The organism is Pseudodesulfovibrio piezophilus C1TLV30, from assembly GCF_000341895.1.
Classification (GTDB): Bacteria; Desulfobacterota; Desulfovibrionia; order Desulfovibrionales; family Desulfovibrionaceae; genus Pseudodesulfovibrio; species Pseudodesulfovibrio piezophilus.
In genome coordinates this window covers 3,062,411-3,077,357 of the sequence record NC_020409.1, presented here as the reverse complement: position 1 = coordinate 3,077,357, position 14,947 = coordinate 3,062,411, and the positions used below count along the sequence as shown (strand labels likewise).

The 14,947-nt window shown below is 53.0% G+C and carries 9 protein-coding genes and 1 tRNA gene; 7 read left to right on the top strand and 3 right to left on the bottom strand.

All coding sequences use genetic code 11. The annotated features are described in order from the left end of the window. Positions 1 to 151 precede the first annotated feature (151 nt). The gene (locus BN4_RS17830; protein ID WP_157871416.1) at positions 152 to 280 is read left to right on the top strand and encodes a transposase; all 129 of its coding nucleotides are present in this window, start codon (positions 152 to 154) and stop codon (positions 278 to 280) included. A gap of 337 nt (positions 281 to 617) precedes the next feature. After that, a complete protein-coding gene (locus tag BN4_RS14260) occupies positions 618 to 6,524 on the top strand; it encodes a DUF3320 domain-containing protein (protein WP_015416110.1) in 5,907 nt (1,968 codons plus the stop codon). A 50-nt stretch (positions 6,525 to 6,574) separates the two neighbouring features. Here the strand turns inward: BN4_RS14260 and BN4_RS14255 are convergent, their stop codons facing one another. Then, complete coding sequence (locus BN4_RS14255; protein ID WP_157871414.1) at positions 6,575 to 6,928, bottom strand: hypothetical protein; 354 nt, start codon at positions 6,926 to 6,928, stop codon at positions 6,575 to 6,577. Between the two features lie 314 nt (positions 6,929 to 7,242). Between BN4_RS14255 and BN4_RS14250 the strand changes: the two genes are divergently transcribed. The 3 genes from BN4_RS14250 (at position 7,243) to BN4_RS14240 (ending at position 9,806) form a co-directional block, all read left to right on the top strand. Next, entirely contained in the window at positions 7,243 to 8,202 is a 960-nt protein-coding gene (locus tag BN4_RS14250) for a site-specific integrase (protein ID WP_015416109.1), read from the top strand. Between the two features lie 209 nt (positions 8,203 to 8,411). Further along, a complete protein-coding gene (locus tag BN4_RS14245; protein ID WP_041720425.1) occupies positions 8,412 to 8,615 on the top strand; it encodes a helix-turn-helix domain-containing protein in 204 nt (67 codons plus the stop codon). 3 nt (positions 8,616 to 8,618) lie between these two features. Continuing rightward, positions 8,619 to 9,806 carry an integrase gene (locus BN4_RS14240; RefSeq protein ID WP_015416108.1) on the top strand — a complete coding sequence of 396 codons (1,188 nt, stop codon included), beginning with the start codon at positions 8,619 to 8,621 and terminating at the stop codon, positions 9,804 to 9,806. Between the two features lie 77 nt (positions 9,807 to 9,883). On the opposite strand, the gene BN4_RS14235 is transcribed toward BN4_RS14240, so the two are convergent. Continuing rightward, a tRNA-Ala gene (locus BN4_RS14235) sits at positions 9,884 to 9,959 on the bottom strand. 312 nt (positions 9,960 to 10,271) lie between these two features. Here BN4_RS14235 and BN4_RS14230 point away from each other — a divergent pair. After that, positions 10,272 to 12,380, top strand: coding sequence for a CHASE2 domain-containing protein (locus BN4_RS14230; protein WP_015416107.1), 2,109 nt, complete (start codon positions 10,272 to 10,274; stop codon positions 12,378 to 12,380). Positions 12,381 to 12,480: 100 nt separating this feature from the next. Here BN4_RS14230 and BN4_RS14225 read toward each other — a convergent pair whose 3' ends face one another. Next, the gene (locus BN4_RS14225; RefSeq protein ID WP_015416106.1) at positions 12,481 to 13,317 is read right to left on the bottom strand and encodes a nitroreductase family protein; all 837 of its coding nucleotides are present in this window, start codon (positions 13,315 to 13,317) and stop codon (positions 12,481 to 12,483) included. Positions 13,318 to 13,856: 539 nt separating this feature from the next. Here BN4_RS14225 and BN4_RS14220 point away from each other — a divergent pair. After that, a partial coding sequence (locus BN4_RS14220; RefSeq protein ID WP_015416105.1) for a cadherin-like domain-containing protein occupies positions 13,857 to 14,947 on the top strand: 1,091 nt, incomplete at its 3' end.

Below are 14,947 nucleotides of genomic sequence, written 5' to 3'. Positions count from 1 at the left end.
TAGCCACAACATCGTTCCAGAATATGGAACAATCGTCGAAATATCTTGTTGGGAGAGTGCCACAACTCGTCGGCACATTACAACAGAGGTGGTAGCGGTTTTCTGGACAGGCCATTAAGGTGGAGTCCAACGACGAGAAGGACTTCAAGCAATGTCCAAGAGAAGACGCTTTTCAGCAGAGTTCAAGGCCAAGATTGCGCTTGATGCATTATCGGGCGAGATGACGCTCTCAGAGCTGGCCAGCAAGTACAAAATTCACCCCAATCAAGTCTCGACTTGAAAAAAGCAAGCCAAGGAACTAATCGCTGCTGGTTTTTCCGGCAAAGTTCAGAGCCGCAAGAGCCAAGAAGAAAACGATCTCAAGGAGCTGCACGCAAAGATCGGACAGCTCACAATCGAGAATGATTTTTTACAAAAGGCCTTCGCTCGGAAGTGACCAATGAGCAAAGGCGGCAGATGGTCGATAAGCATCATCCGTCACTGAGCATATCGTGCCAATGCCGCATATTGAGTATGCTTCGCGTCCGCTTCTTTTCAACCCTTTCTATAATGTGTATTGATTAACTCCAACGGAAAACGAAAATTCAAACGTATCTTGATGAATTCGAGGCAGTGACATGAATACGAACAGCACGCTCACTTTGGTAATATCCGCAGCCGAATGCATCAATTTTGCCTCCGCGCAAAATTCGGTTCCAATCCTGCGTAGCATCCAAATCCGCAACACCTCGGATGTGCCTGTTGAGAATATCACCCTGGAGCTCACTCCTCACCCTCCGTTTTGCCGGAACAAGACTTGGACCATCGACAGAATACATGCCAATAGCGACATATCCCTCTCCGACTTGCGATTGGAATACGACTTCGCTTTTTTCGATGGGCTCAACGAAGCTGAGCGTGGACAACTGACCTTCCGGCTTCGCCAGAACGAGGCGGCCTTGGGCGAACAGATTCTGCCCATCAGGCTTCTGGCGCGAGACGAATGGGGCGGCTTGGGCGAAATGGCCAGCATCCTCGCCGCGTTTGTCTCGCCGAACGATCCCGTTGTCGCAAAAGTTTGCAAACGGGCAAGTATACTCCTGGAAAAGGGTGGTCACAACGGGGCGCTCAACGGGTACCAGGATCAAAACCCCAAACGGGCGTACATGCTTGCTGCCGGCATATGGTCGGCCATCACCGAAAAGGCCCTGAGTTACGCGCAGCCTCCCGCCTCTTTTGAATCCAGAGGGCAGAAGGTCCGAGGGCCGCGGAGAATACACGACGAGGGGTTGGTCACCTGCCTCGACAGCTCGCTGCTATTTGCTGGTGCGCTTGAAGCGGCGGGGCTCAACCCTGTCATTATCTTTACCAAGGGACACGCCTTTACGGGCGTTTGGCTTGCGGACAAGCCCCTGCCCTCCATTGAAGAACCGGATGTCGTCGAACTCCGCAAAGCCATCGCGGCGCGTGAATTCGAGGCATTTGAAACGACCTTGGTAACAAGTCGCCCCGTCGCTGGCTTCACCCAGGCAGTTCAGAATGCCAGGGTGAAACTCAACGAAAAATACGAGATCGACTTCAAGCGTGCCGTGGACATCCGCAGGGCTCGTTTTGCAGGTGTCACTCCCCTCGCTGCCCATCATGTCGAAGAATCATCAAAGGAAGCCGCAGAGGAAGTTGCCCCGGCGGCTCTCCCGCCGGAACCGGACTTCGGCATGTTGCCGGGTGAAGTCATCGACGAAACGCCCCAGACACCTCAGGACAGGATAGACCGCTGGCAACGAAAACTCCTTGACCTGACCCTTCGAAATCGCCTCCTCAACTTCAAGGACACCAAGCAGACCATCCCGGTCTTGTGCCCGGATCTTCCGAGACTGGAAGACATGCTGGCGGACGGAAGCCGCTTCCGGGTCATATCCCTCAAGGATGAAAATCCTGTCGGCGCACGGGATCCGGAACTGTATCAACAACAATACGGCAAAGACATCCATGAAGAGTTCGCCAAGGATGCCCTGGAGCGCAAGCAGCTCTGTATCGACCTTACCGGAAACGAGATGCGCAACCGGCTGATCACGCTTTTCCGCAAGGCTAACAGCGAACTCGCGGAAGGCGGCGCCAACACCCTCTACCTGGCGGCGGGCTTCCTCAGGTGGAAGAAAACGGAAAACGACCCGACGCTGTATCGAGCCCCCATCCTCCTGCTCCCGGTTTCCCTGAAACGCCGTTCGGCGAAATCGGATTTTTATCTTGCACACCATGAGGATGACATCCGCATCAACTCGACCCTCCTTCAATTCTTGCAGCGGGATTTCGGACTCAGGGTCCCGTCCTTGGAAGGAGAGCTCCCAAAAGACGAATCAGGTATCGACGTCCCTTTGGTCTTCTCGCTCATGCGCCAGGCCGTGCGGGACATCCCAGGATTTGAAGTTGTTGAGGAGGAGGCGGCGTTTTCCACGTTTTCTTTTGCCAAGTATCTCATGTGGAAGGATTTGGTCGACCGAACCGAGGACCTGAGAAACAACCGGCTTGTCAAACATCTCATAGACTCGCCCGAGACTCCTTTTGTCCAAGCGTGTGACGGCCCCTGTCTTCCCCTGCCCAACGAGATCGACAAAAAGATCCCCCTGCATGACCTGCTGACTCCGCTTCCCGCCGACAGCTCCCAGTTGGCTGCCGTTGTTGCGGCCATGAACGGACACGACTTCGTTGTCATCGGCCCTCCCGGCACAGGGAAAAGCCAGACAATCGCCAACATGATCGCCCAGTGCCTCTCCGTGGGGAAACGCGTTCTTTTTGTGGCGGAGAAATCAGCGGCGCTGGACGTGGTTTACCGCCGATTGAAGGCATACGGGCTTGGCGACGTCTGCCTTGAACTCCACTCCAATAAATCCGACAGGAAACGTGTTCTGGCCCAACTGGGAGCCGCTTGGGAACGTAGTGAAAAATATGCGACGGATTCCTGGGACCGTGCAACAAGCCAACTTGAGGCGGCAAGAGACCAACTCAACAGGTATGTGGAACAACTTCATGCACCTGGTAGCCACGGCTTCAGTGTTTTCCAGGCCATCGGCGTTGTCGCCGGACATCGCCCACGGTTCACTCTCACGTTCGACAATCTCAATGCGCACGATCCGGGCATGTTCGCCAGGCTTGAGGAGACCGCAATACGCGCGGACAGAATTCACGCCATTGTCCGCGACTGCAAGGGATTCGACAGCATCGACGCTGAGGAATGGACGTTTTCTTGGCAAAACAGTCTGATTGAACACGCCGAATCAATTTTGGCTACTATTCCCCAACTCAAGGAAACCGCCGACGCCTTGGCGCATAAGATAGGGCTACCAAACGCTGAGGAAACAAATCTTGAGCGCATAAAGCAACTCAATCGATTCCATGAGGTTTGCCGGATCGCTTCCGGGCAGGACTACAGCAAGGTCGTCGATGCGGAATTGGGCCGTTTGGAAGAAGCCGCGGCATCTCTCGCCGCCGCCATCACCATCATTCGCCAGGCCCGGTCGAACCTCACGGCTAGCTACGAAAACGCCGAACTGAAACGCATCCCCGTGGACGACATCGACCGTCAATGGCGCGAGGCAAATGCCAAAATGTGGCCACTCTCGGCCTTCGGGCGCAGGCGAATCGGCAAACTTCTCCAAAGCTATGCAGCGGACGGCAAGGTGGATGTCGCTTCGGAAATAATTCCCCTGCGGGAAATCCAAAACAACATTGAAACCATCGACCTGAGCGAGCTGGCAGGGCTTCCGGTATTTCGAAACGAAGAAACCGACCATTCCAACGTATTGGAATATCTCAAAGGTGCTGGGGATCTGCAACAAGCGCTCGCCGATGTTCGGCGTTATGCCTCTGATGCCCAGCAGTTTGGAGCCGCATTGGACTCCCTGCTCAATCACGGGCAGCAACAACCTGACGCCGAACGCCTGGCAACGGCATTTCATTCAGCGCTCAGGGAATTCAAATCGGCCTGTGATGCCTACGCTGTTCACTCCAAAGGAAAGCTGCATATCCCGTCGATAGAGTCCCTTGAAACGAACCTACGACATTTGATTGCCCACAAGACACAACTGGCGGATTGGGTCCGTTGGGTGGCGGTCAGAGAGGAAGCACGGGCACTGGGCCTTGATCCGTTTCTGAAGGCACTACCAACCGGGCAGATCGAAAACGCCAAGTTGGATTTCCGGGTGGCATATTTCCATTGGTGGTTGCCCCTCGTCATAGACGCCAGTTCTGAGCTTCGTGGCTTCCGCAAATGGTCCCATGAAGATTTGATACGAGAGTTTCGCAAGAGGGACGAAGCCGTTCAAAAAATGGCCTCGAATCAGGTATTGATTAAGACATCGCATGGGCTTCCCGCCAGGGATAGCGTCCCTCGCCGCTCGGAATTGGGAACATTGAGGCACCAGCTTGGGCTGCAACGGCCGAGCCTTTCCATCCGTAAATTGCTCGAAAACACGCCAACCGTGTTCACGAAGCTGGCACCATGCATGCTCATGTCACCGCTTTCAGTGGCTCAATACCTTCCCGCTGACCAGACTCAATTTGATGTGGTCATTTTCGATGAAGCCTCCCAGATCACGACGTGGGATGCGGTCGGGGCTATTGCCAGGGCCAAACAATCCATCATCGTGGGCGACCCGAAACAGTTGCCACCCACCAACTTCTTCGGCCGTACCGATGACGAGGACGAGGAAGACCTTGCCGAATATGAAAAAGACCTGCCCAGTATTCTCGAAGAAGCCAGTGCGGCTGGCCTGCCGGAAGTCCAATTGAACTGGCATTACCGAAGCCGAGATGAGTCGTTGATCTCGTTCTCGAACCATCACTATTATGGTGGTAGGCTCATCACCTTCCCTTCGCCCAAAACAGAATCAGATGCCCTTGTTTTTCACAAAAGCGACGGCGCGTATGCGAGAGGCACGGGCCGTACCAACATCACGGAAGCGAGAGAAATCGTCGGGTTTGCCAGGTCACGACTGGAACGCTGGCTACAACTCCCAAAGGAGACGCGACCGACCCTCGGCGTCATCACATTCAACATTCAGCAACAGGAACTGATCCTCAATCTTTTTGACGAGGCCCGACGCTCCAACCCGAAACTCGAGTGGTTCTTCAGCGAAAATCGGGAAGAACCGGTCATCGTCAAGAACCTGGAAAACATTCAGGGCGACGAACGGGACATCATGTGCTTCTCCATTACCTTCGGAAGAGACAATGGAGGCAAAATGTCAATGAGTTTCGGCGCGCTCAATCGGGATGGAGGAGAAAGACGCCTAAACGTCGCCGTAACGCGCGCCCGATCCGAAATGCATGTCTTCTCATCAATTGAGGCCGATGACATCGACACATCGCGGACCAAGGCCCTTGGCGTGGCCCATCTCAAGACCTTTCTTGACTACGCCAAGCGAGGCCCGATAGCGCTCCCGTGCGGTGCGGGTAGGGGTGATTCCGTTGGTGATGCGGAGAGTCCGTTTGAAGAAGCCGTCATGTCCGCTCTTCAAGACAAGGGCTGGGAGATACGACCTCAAATCGGTGTTTCCGATTACCGAATCGACCTGGGCGTGGTCCATCCCGATCACGCAGGTGCCTACCTGGCGGGCGTTGAGTGTGACGGCGCAACCTACCACAGTTCCGCAAGCGCACGGGATCGAGACAAAATCCGTGAGACGGTCCTATGTAACCTCGGGTGGAACATCATCCGCATATGGTCAACAGACTGGTTCATGACTCCTACGGAAGCGCTCAAACGGGTTCATACAGAACTTGAGGAGCTTCTCGAAAACTCCCGCCAAAAGGAGAAGGCACTAGAAGCCCAGGCCAAAGAACAATCCGAGCAAGAAGAGGAATGGAGGGAGGTGCCCGAAGAGCTTGTTGCGGAAACCATGAAATCACAACCGGAAGAAGAGCATGTTTTGCAGCCTCGGGTTTCAAGACAAGTCAAGCTTCCCAATGTAAGCAATGAACTTGAGCTTCCGTATTCTGATCTGGAACCACCAGATCAACACTCAAAATATGCCAAATCAACCGGGGTGGAGGATTCGACGGTCTCAAGTAATATCTCGCCTATCAAATGGCCCGTCCAACCGGATGCGGACCGTTTCTTCGATGCCGGATACACACCGATTCTCTGTCAACTGATCGACTATCTGGTAGAGAAAGAAGGCCCCATTGAGGCCGACCGACTGGCCCGGACTATCTGCAAAGCCCACGGCTGGAAAAGAACCGGTGCCAACATCCGGCAGCAAATCGACACCTGCCTCGGCAAAAATGAACTCCGCAAGGAAGGTAAGACGACTTTTATCTGGTCACCTGGAACTTATCAGGAAAAGGTCCCTTATAGGACCATCGAAGGTAGAGCCGTCACAGACATCTCGCGCCACGAACTATTCGGGCTTATAGCTGACCATCCTGAGCTTGTGATGAGCAAAGACCGAGTCCGGGACTTGGCGGATATCCTGGGGGTTAAGCGGCTCTCGCAGAAGGTTAATGAGTACCTCGCCAGCTGTCTTTCAACCTTCTTCATGAGCTAGTACTGAATAGTATTCCTCAAGCTTTGCCAAGGAAATCCCTTGAGCCTGAGTCAAACCCGCCATCCCTCTCGCCGTCGCCTGCGATAATCTCGACGCAAGCAAAGTCGTCGGGGCAAGGCCGGACCGCGAAGCGTCCGCCCGCAGGGCTTGGTCTTGCCCCGGCGACTGCTTGTGTCACGCTCGCGGCAAAATCGGCAGGAGGGGCAGAAACCCTGCCGCCGGACCTTGCGCGAGGGTTTTGCGGCGTCATATGGTTGGGCATATCCACCGGATAATTCCGTAACCCAAAGGAGGTAAAACGCATTCATGCGCGTCATAAGTTCGTGACGAAGTCCGAACTGATGACGCATGACGAAGCCTTGTGCTTCAACGATCCACGCACCGTTTTCCAAACAAACGGCCATTTCCAAATCCAAACACGCAGGCTGTAACGCAGCACCCGCCGATGGTGGAATGACAAGTATCTACGCTTGTCATTGCCGTACTTCCCCTACGGCTGCCATCCAATCCGCAAGACTAGCACTTGCGGGGCAGCATCCCTTATTGACTGGGTCTTCCGGAATCTTCTTCCAATGGGAAACGGGCATTCATTCTTCCCTTAGCTGGTGATGCGTGGCGGGGTTACCGCCACAGGCAGGTCTTTCCCGGATAACGGGAAAAGTCCGATCTGCTTGGCCCCGGGGCGTTGCCCCGAACCTTTAACGGAAGGAGAATTCCAATGAGAAAATCCGACAGCCTCAAGTATGGGATCAACCGGGCAACCTTGTCCGGCCCGAAATCGAAACAGCACCGAATCCGCCAGACGGCCCAACATTTCGTCAAGGTCTTGCGCCAGGCGAACCTGGGAGCCCAGAAGTGGACCAAGGTGACCAACAAACATTTCCAGCGTGTGGCGGACGCCATGCGTGCGGACGGCGTGGGTGACGGCAGGATTGCCGAAGTCTTCAGCGCCGCGCGCCATATCTGCCGTGCATACGGAAATAACCACATCAGCAAGAACAACGCGATCTTCGGGGTCAGACGCGGGTCTATCGCCAATGCGACATCCCGTGCAGTGAGCCCGGAAGTCATCCAAGACACCCTGACCCGCATGCGGAACGACACGTCGTATCCGCAGGCGGGTCGGGCAGCGGCACAAATCGAGCTAATGTATGAGCTCGGGCTGCGTCGGGAAGAATCGGCCAAGCTGGACTTGCCCAATGACTGGAATCGCGACGAGCACAGTCTGCTTGTCCAGTACGGGACCAAAGGCGGCAGACCAAGAGCCTTGCTCAACCTGTCGCCCATGCAAGAAGCAGCCCTTGAACGGGCGCAGGAATATGTGTCCCCTTCAGACAGGAAAGGCGTCAACAACCTCATGCCCGAGCATATGGGCGACAACTGGCTGCATCGGTTGGACTATGCGGCCAGAAAACACGGTCTGACCGGCAAAGACGCAGGGGGAACCCTGCACGGTCTCCGTCACGAGCGCTTCCACCAAATATACGTGGAGCATACTGGCTTTGAACCGCCCAACCAGCACGACGACGTTCAGGTGTTTCAAGCAGCAGCATACGATGCCGCCGGGGAAAAATGGCCCCGGCTCGACAATGAAGCACGTGATGAGATCGAAGACACGGCAGGACATTCTGCCGGAAGACGTGACGTATCGAACGCCTATCTTGGCAGTTCCTATTAGCAGAAGCCCCGCCTTTTAGTGCGGGGCTTCATTTTTTTTCATTCTTTTCTCTCCGAGCCCCCTTCCGACGTTTGACTTTTATTTCTCCTACGGTGTCAAACTGGACTGTTGGCTGAGTTTTGACGAGCAACTTCAACCGAAGGGGAAGTGGAAACGGGTACGCTACGGCGGTAGGAGGCTTTACGTTCCGTTCCTATGAGAACCACACCATGTCCGATGCATCGACTCTTTTGACCATCAGGGAAGTCGCCTGCTTTTTGCGGGTCCACCGTGCGACCATTTCGCGTCTGATTCAGTCTGGCGCCTTGGGTCATATCGCGATAGGATCACGAAAGCTGGTTCTGAAAACAGACCTGCAAGCGTTCATTGAAAATCGAAGAAGCTTGGCGGCGAACAGTCCGAAGGGAGAATAGCTTATGGCTACTGTCACCATCGCGACCCGTTCGCTGAAAAAGGGAAAAGCGTACGTCATTCACTTCAACAACCCGGAAACGGACAGGAAGGAATACCACAAGACGCTAAGACGGAAAGACCTGGCCCAGGAAGAAGCCAACCGGCTTCGCACCCTGCTCGACAGTGGCAGATTGCCGACCAAGGAAACTCGGCAACCGAAGCAGCAGTCCCTGCCCACTTTTGGGCAAGCTGCCCTGCTGTGTCGGGACGAATGGGACCGAAAGCTCGGGGAAGGAAAGATATCCCAGGCGAGCCATGCCGGGTACGGCTACCTGCTGGCCCCGGTCCTGAAGGGATGGAAGCACACCCTGCTCCATGACCTCAAGGAGGAGACCATTCGAGATTACCGCATCGGCATCGCCGCACAGACCAAGGCGAAGCTTGTGGCCAAGGGCGAAAAAGGCAAGAACTGCAACGTGTTGGCGAACCGCCGATTGTTTGTCATCAAGCAAGTGTTCGCACAGGCCGCGAAGCAGGGTTTGATCGAAAAAAACATTGCGCGGGACATCCCATACTTGTCGGAGAAGGCCAGTGAGCGCAAGAAGGCCCAGAAGCCCCTCGAAATCGAGAAGCTGCTGGCAGCGGCCCATCAGCGCAGGGCGAAGCACTACTTGCCCCTGGCGATCCTGCTGGCGGTCGAGCACGGGTGCAGCACCCAGGAAGTCCTCAGCCTCAAGTGGGCCAATGTCGACCTTGCGGAAAACCACATCACGTTCCACCGCACCAAAAACGGGGTGACCCGAACCCACCGGATTATGCCCCGCACCCGCAAAGCACTCGAAGCTCGTTTGGAGCATGTGACCCGACACCGAGAAAAACGGGGCGTGGCGACCAAGGGCGATTTCGTAATCGGCAACATGGACGGCACCCCGTTCAGGTCCATCAAGGCCGCGTGGGAAGGGCTGTGCAAAGACCACGACTTCGACGACCTGCACTTCCACGATCACCGCCACACCTATTGCACGAACATGCTGAAGGCAGGCTGCACGCTCAAGGAGACCAACGTCATGATCGGGCACAAGACCCTGCGCATGACGGACCGGTACAGCCACCTTGAAGGCGTGTTGGAAGACGGTCCGCAAGATCGTCTGGCCGCGCGCTACGCCATGACCGGCACCGAAAACAGTCGGTCGGAAGCGGCGGACACATAGCGGACATATTCCTGAAATCCGCCATCAGGCACGAAAAAAGGGTTCCAAGTATTCACTTGAAACCCTTAACTTTCTTGTGGTGGAGCTGGAGGGAATCGAACCCACGACCTCTTGAATGCCATTCAAGCGCTCTCCCAACTGAGCTACAGCCCCACGCTGTTGGGAGAGTTAATTTGCAGAATGACTCGAATCTTGTCAATATAAAAGAGCGGATAAGATGCAATTGATACAAAAATCCTCTGCTGAAAGAAAAACTGGAAGACATATGGCATGAAATGGGTTTGGAATCTCGCCCCGCTCCAATTCACAATATAATTCATCTACCATTTGAGCAATGACACGCTCATGCAACAGCGGGAAAGTTCGTACAATCGAGCCGACCAGACTATGGCTCGAACAATTATTGATGAAAAGGCTTGATTCTCTCGCGAAAAGAACGGGTTATTAATAACCGGAGGCAACAACTTGACTCCCAGGATAAAACGACTGCTGGCCGGACTCGGTGCTGGCCTGATTGGCGCTTTAATAGCTCTAAGCTTATGGGGAACAGGCGCTCTTGATTCATGGGAAGCTCTCACCTTTGACCTGCGTGCACGAATTTTAGCCAAACCCAGCGCCACCACAGAGGAAATCCGGCTGATCCTTCTGGATCGAAACTCCCTGAATCGGGCGCAACAGCAATTCGGCTACACATGGCCCTGGCCTCGCAAAGCGTATGTCCCCATCATTGACTTCTGTCGACTGGCAGGAGCCTCTTCTCTCACTCTGGATGTCATTTTCAACGATCCGTCAGTCTATGGCTCCAGAGATGATGAAACCCTCAGCTTTGCTTTAAAACAATTTGGCCGTGCCATTCTTCCAGGTGACTTTGCCAAATTGGACGGTTCTGATGAATCATGGCCGCAATCGATCCCGCTTCCCACGTTGCAATCAATAGGAACGATACGATCAGACGGTTCAAATGTTGCCACTTTTCCAATACCGGACCTGACAGAAGGAACCACTATCGGCAACGCCAATATCACTGCCGACCCTGATGAAATATTGCGACGGGCACCTCTTTTCGTTCTTTTCGACCACAAATTGGTCCCTTCACTCCCACTGGCAATAGCAACTTTCGAAAGCAGTTCCACTCCACTTCAATTTCATTCCAGATCAGTCACTCTTTTGGGCAAAAATATCCCCACAGATGAACAAGGATCGGCTATTATCAACTATAGAGGGCCAAAAGGGACTTTCAAGACATACAAAGCAGCTGATATCATGGAGAGCCGGTACAACCTTGCTGAAGGGAAGGCCCCGCTTATTGATCCGACGGAATTCAAAAACAAACACGTCATGTTTGGCGTTTCAGCCCCAGCCCTCTACGACTTACGGTCTACTCCCGTGGGAAACAAATTTCCTGGTATAGAAATTGATGCAACAGTTCTCGACAATATACTCTCAGGCGATTTTATACACCCGGTCGGTCAAACAGCCAATACGGTTGCAGCCGTCCTCTTTGGTATCCTGACGGCCATGGGGGTCATGGAGTTTCGAACCACGCTCATGTCATCAGCTGCATCGTTCGTCATTCTCTCGGCTCCGATGACGCTTTCTTTCATTCTATACCGCATGGGATTCTGGTTCGGGCTGACACTGCAACTCACGGCATGCGTCTTCTCAATATTAATCGCGGGGACGATCAAATATATCACTGAAGGCCGACAAAGAAATTTCATCAAATCCGCCTTCAGCCAATACCTCAGCCCGAATGTCATTGAACAGCTTCTCAGGGACCCAAGCCGCCTCTCATTGGGAGGAGAAAGAAAATCCCTTACAATCTTCTTTGCCGATCTCGTGGGATTCACCTCCATTGCCGAAAGTATGGAACCCGAAGACCTGACAGCGGTGACCAATGAATACCTCACTGCAATGACCGAAACCATTCAGGAATTAGGTGGAACTATAGACAAATATGAAGGTGACGGTATCGTTGCTTTCTGGAACGCGCCCCTGAATCAGCCCGACCATGCGCAACGAGCTGTTCTGGCCGCCATCGACTGCCAGAAAAAGCTGGCAACCATGCGGCCCGGGCTCGCAATACGAACCGGCCATGAATTCCACGTACGAATAGGTATTAATACTGGCCCGGCTGTGGTCGGCAACTTCGGTTCATCCACGAGATTCGACTACACAGCCATGGGCGATTCGGTCAATATTGCGGCCCGATTGGAAGGAATCAACAAGCAATTCGGGACAACAACTCTGATCTCCCAAACAACGCGGGACCTTCTTGATAACACGATCTTGCTCAGAGAAATATCGCGTGTCATCGTCCCTGGGAAGCAGGAACCTGTCACGATCCATGCGCCGCTGAGTTTGCAGGAACGGGCACATGGGGAGAAACGACTGAAAAGATTTGAGCAAGGCCTTGCTTTTTTCTATGCAGGAAACTTCAATCGAGCATTCAGGGTCTTCTCTTCGCTTGCCGAAACCGATCCTGTTTCATCCCGATACCGCGACAAATGCGCTGAACTAGCCGCCTCTCCGCCTGCAAGATGGGACGGGATATGGTTCATTTCTACTAAATAACTGTCCTGTCTACAACACTCAAACCGGAGGGCCCCGAGGGAGGATTTCTCAGGGCCCTACCCATTTTTCTTCCTTCACGAACGGTTCTCAGGAAGAATCATCACTTTGATTTTTCAACCGTGACCTTATTAACGACACCACCAGGACGCTGGACAGTCCGATGATACCTGATAGCAGGCATGCCAAACGCCATCATATAGCCTATTTCATGATTGTCCGGGATATTGAGCATGGATGCGACCTCAGGAACAACAATGGTCAAGGCCCACTTCGCCAGCCCATCCCATACAGTCCCTATGCCATGAGCGCTCGCCAACAGCTCAAAATAGTTCATGGCAATAAGAGAATCAGCCACGGGTGCTGGAGAATCAGCCGGGTTGGAAACAACCAGAAAATGCGGTGCTCCCCGGAAAAGGATATCTTTCCCTGCATCCCACGCTTTGACGACTCCTGCAAAGAACTTCATCTCTTCCGGCAATTCTCCGGCATCCCTTTTCTGACGCAAGGCATCATAGATCCGAGTCCGCAGAGCATCCATGGCTTCTTTGTCTTCCACCACGGTCAACACCGTTCCGCGCTGATTCACTGCCGTAGGGGCATGACGCACAACTTCCAAGATGGAATCGAGCAAAGCCGGATTGACCGGTTCATCCTTATACCGCCGGATGGAGCGACGGCCCAACATCAGCAGTTCCAATTCGGCAGGGTCCAACGGCTTTCCAGGCAGAGCCATGGATTGAGCAGGATCAAGACCGAATATAGACAGCGCGCCCGGCTGACAAATTGCAAGACAGTGCTGACATTCAATACATTGTTTCGATTTCTCCTCACTGATTGTGGGAAAGTCATCGACCATTTCTATTACAGAATAAGGACAGTCAGCGGCACACTCGCCACAACCGATACATAACTCCGAATCAACTTCAAACTGGAACATGAGTTCTCCTTTTGCTTGATCAAAAACCTACCTTGTCTTCCTCTTTTACCAGTAGAGCCATAAAAGGGAAGTAGGCACCTTCAAGTGACCAAGGCACTCGAAAGTGTCATGCACAAACATGAAAGCTTTTGTGCATAAGGAGGCTACTCACTTTACGCCCTATGGCAATTTGTGCGCACTTTGATGCCCAAAAATGATAATCTTTTCTATTTACATAAAAAATATCATTATTACAACATATTGTGATTTAAAACATCTTATTATTGTCGGGGAAAACAAAATCCGCCCTCGTCAAGTTATAAACAGGTATCTGTTAATAACTTTTATAACATTCGAATAATCACTTCTATTCGCAATTCAAAATCCCCCTTGCCTCGCAACAGGTATGACTTTATTGCTTTCTGTTATACACAGGACAAAGCATTAGTTTAATTAACTTAATTACCGTTGACTTGATTTGCATCCATGCGTATATTCTAATTTAAATTCAGGAAAAAAATTCCGACATGAATAGCCTACTCACTTTTTAGGAGGAACCCATGGCTGATACGCAATCTATACAACTCACGAACGGTGGCACCATAGCGCCACCCGCGAATTCTCAGGAAACGGTTTCATATACACTTCCGGCAGATGGTGTCATTTCATTCGGATTTGAAGTCAACGACGCTATATTCAGTAGCAACGACAACGACCTGGTCATTACTACAGAAAATGGCGGGACCATTGTTATCGAAGATTACGCTGTTGCCGCAGAGCAGGGGAATATTCCCGTTTTCGAGTTGATCGGGGGCGAGGAAGTCCCGGGTAATGTCTATCTTTTTGTCTTCAATACCGCAGGAGACACCATTGAGACTGCCGCCAGCGGGAGCGTGGGAGGGAGCGGTGTCGGCGCATATATAGATGACAGCGGAGCCCTGTTCAGGAGTATCGAGAGAATTCAAGGGCAAGGAGATCTTCTTCGTTCAGCCGGGGAAGACAACGACACCCCTCTCACAGCAGGACAGGATTCCACTGAAATCGTTAACAATGCTCCTGAAATCATCAGTGAATTTCAGCTGACTATGAATGAGGATAACGAGCCGAACAGTGCAGACAACCCTTATATCATTAAGGACACTGACATCCTGCAACACGTCACGGATGACCCAGGATCTTTCCTTTCGGTGACACAACTTTCGGTCTCAGGTGGTACGCTCACCCCGATTGAAGGGGTTTCAGGACAATGGACGTTTGTGCCGGATCAAGATTATTTTGGAGACATTCAAGTCAGCTATACCGTCTCAGACAGCGGTGGACTCTCCACTTCGGGCGAAGGATCAATTACCATCCTGCCTATCAATGACGCCCCGGTTGCCGTGGATGACAACGGCGGCGCTCTTTTGGAAGACGGAGCAGCTTTGACAGGTTCTGTCGCCGTCAATGACTCTGATGTGGACAACTCATCCGATGAACTCACCTATTCCCTCGATGACGGACAGACCATCCCCGATGGCCTAACTTTCAACGGTGACGGAACCTATTCCTTTGACGCCTCAGGCTATGATTATCTCGCCGCAGGTGAATCTGAGACCATCACCGTCAACTACACTGTTTCCGATGGCGCGGCTTCAGACGGCGCAACCCTGAC

Excerpts from the sequence above, each read along its gene's own strand:
- BN4_RS17830 (WP_157871416.1), top strand. The coding sequence starts at position 152 with ATGTCCAAGAGAAGACGCTTTTCAGCAGAGTTCAAGGCCAAGATTGCG.
- BN4_RS14260 (WP_015416110.1), top strand. The coding sequence starts at position 618 with ATGAATACGAACAGCACGCTCACTTTGGTAATATCCGCAGCCGAATGC.
- BN4_RS14255 (WP_157871414.1), bottom strand. The coding sequence starts at position 6,928 with ATGGCCGTTTGTTTGGAAAACGGTGCGTGGATCGTTGAAGCACAAGGC.
- BN4_RS14250 (WP_015416109.1), top strand. The coding sequence starts at position 7,243 with ATGAGAAAATCCGACAGCCTCAAGTATGGGATCAACCGGGCAACCTTG.
- BN4_RS14245 (WP_041720425.1), top strand. The coding sequence starts at position 8,412 with ATGTCCGATGCATCGACTCTTTTGACCATCAGGGAAGTCGCCTGCTTT.
- BN4_RS14240 (WP_015416108.1), top strand. The coding sequence starts at position 8,619 with ATGGCTACTGTCACCATCGCGACCCGTTCGCTGAAAAAGGGAAAAGCG.
- BN4_RS14225 (WP_015416106.1), bottom strand. The coding sequence starts at position 13,317 with ATGTTCCAGTTTGAAGTTGATTCGGAGTTATGTATCGGTTGTGGCGAG.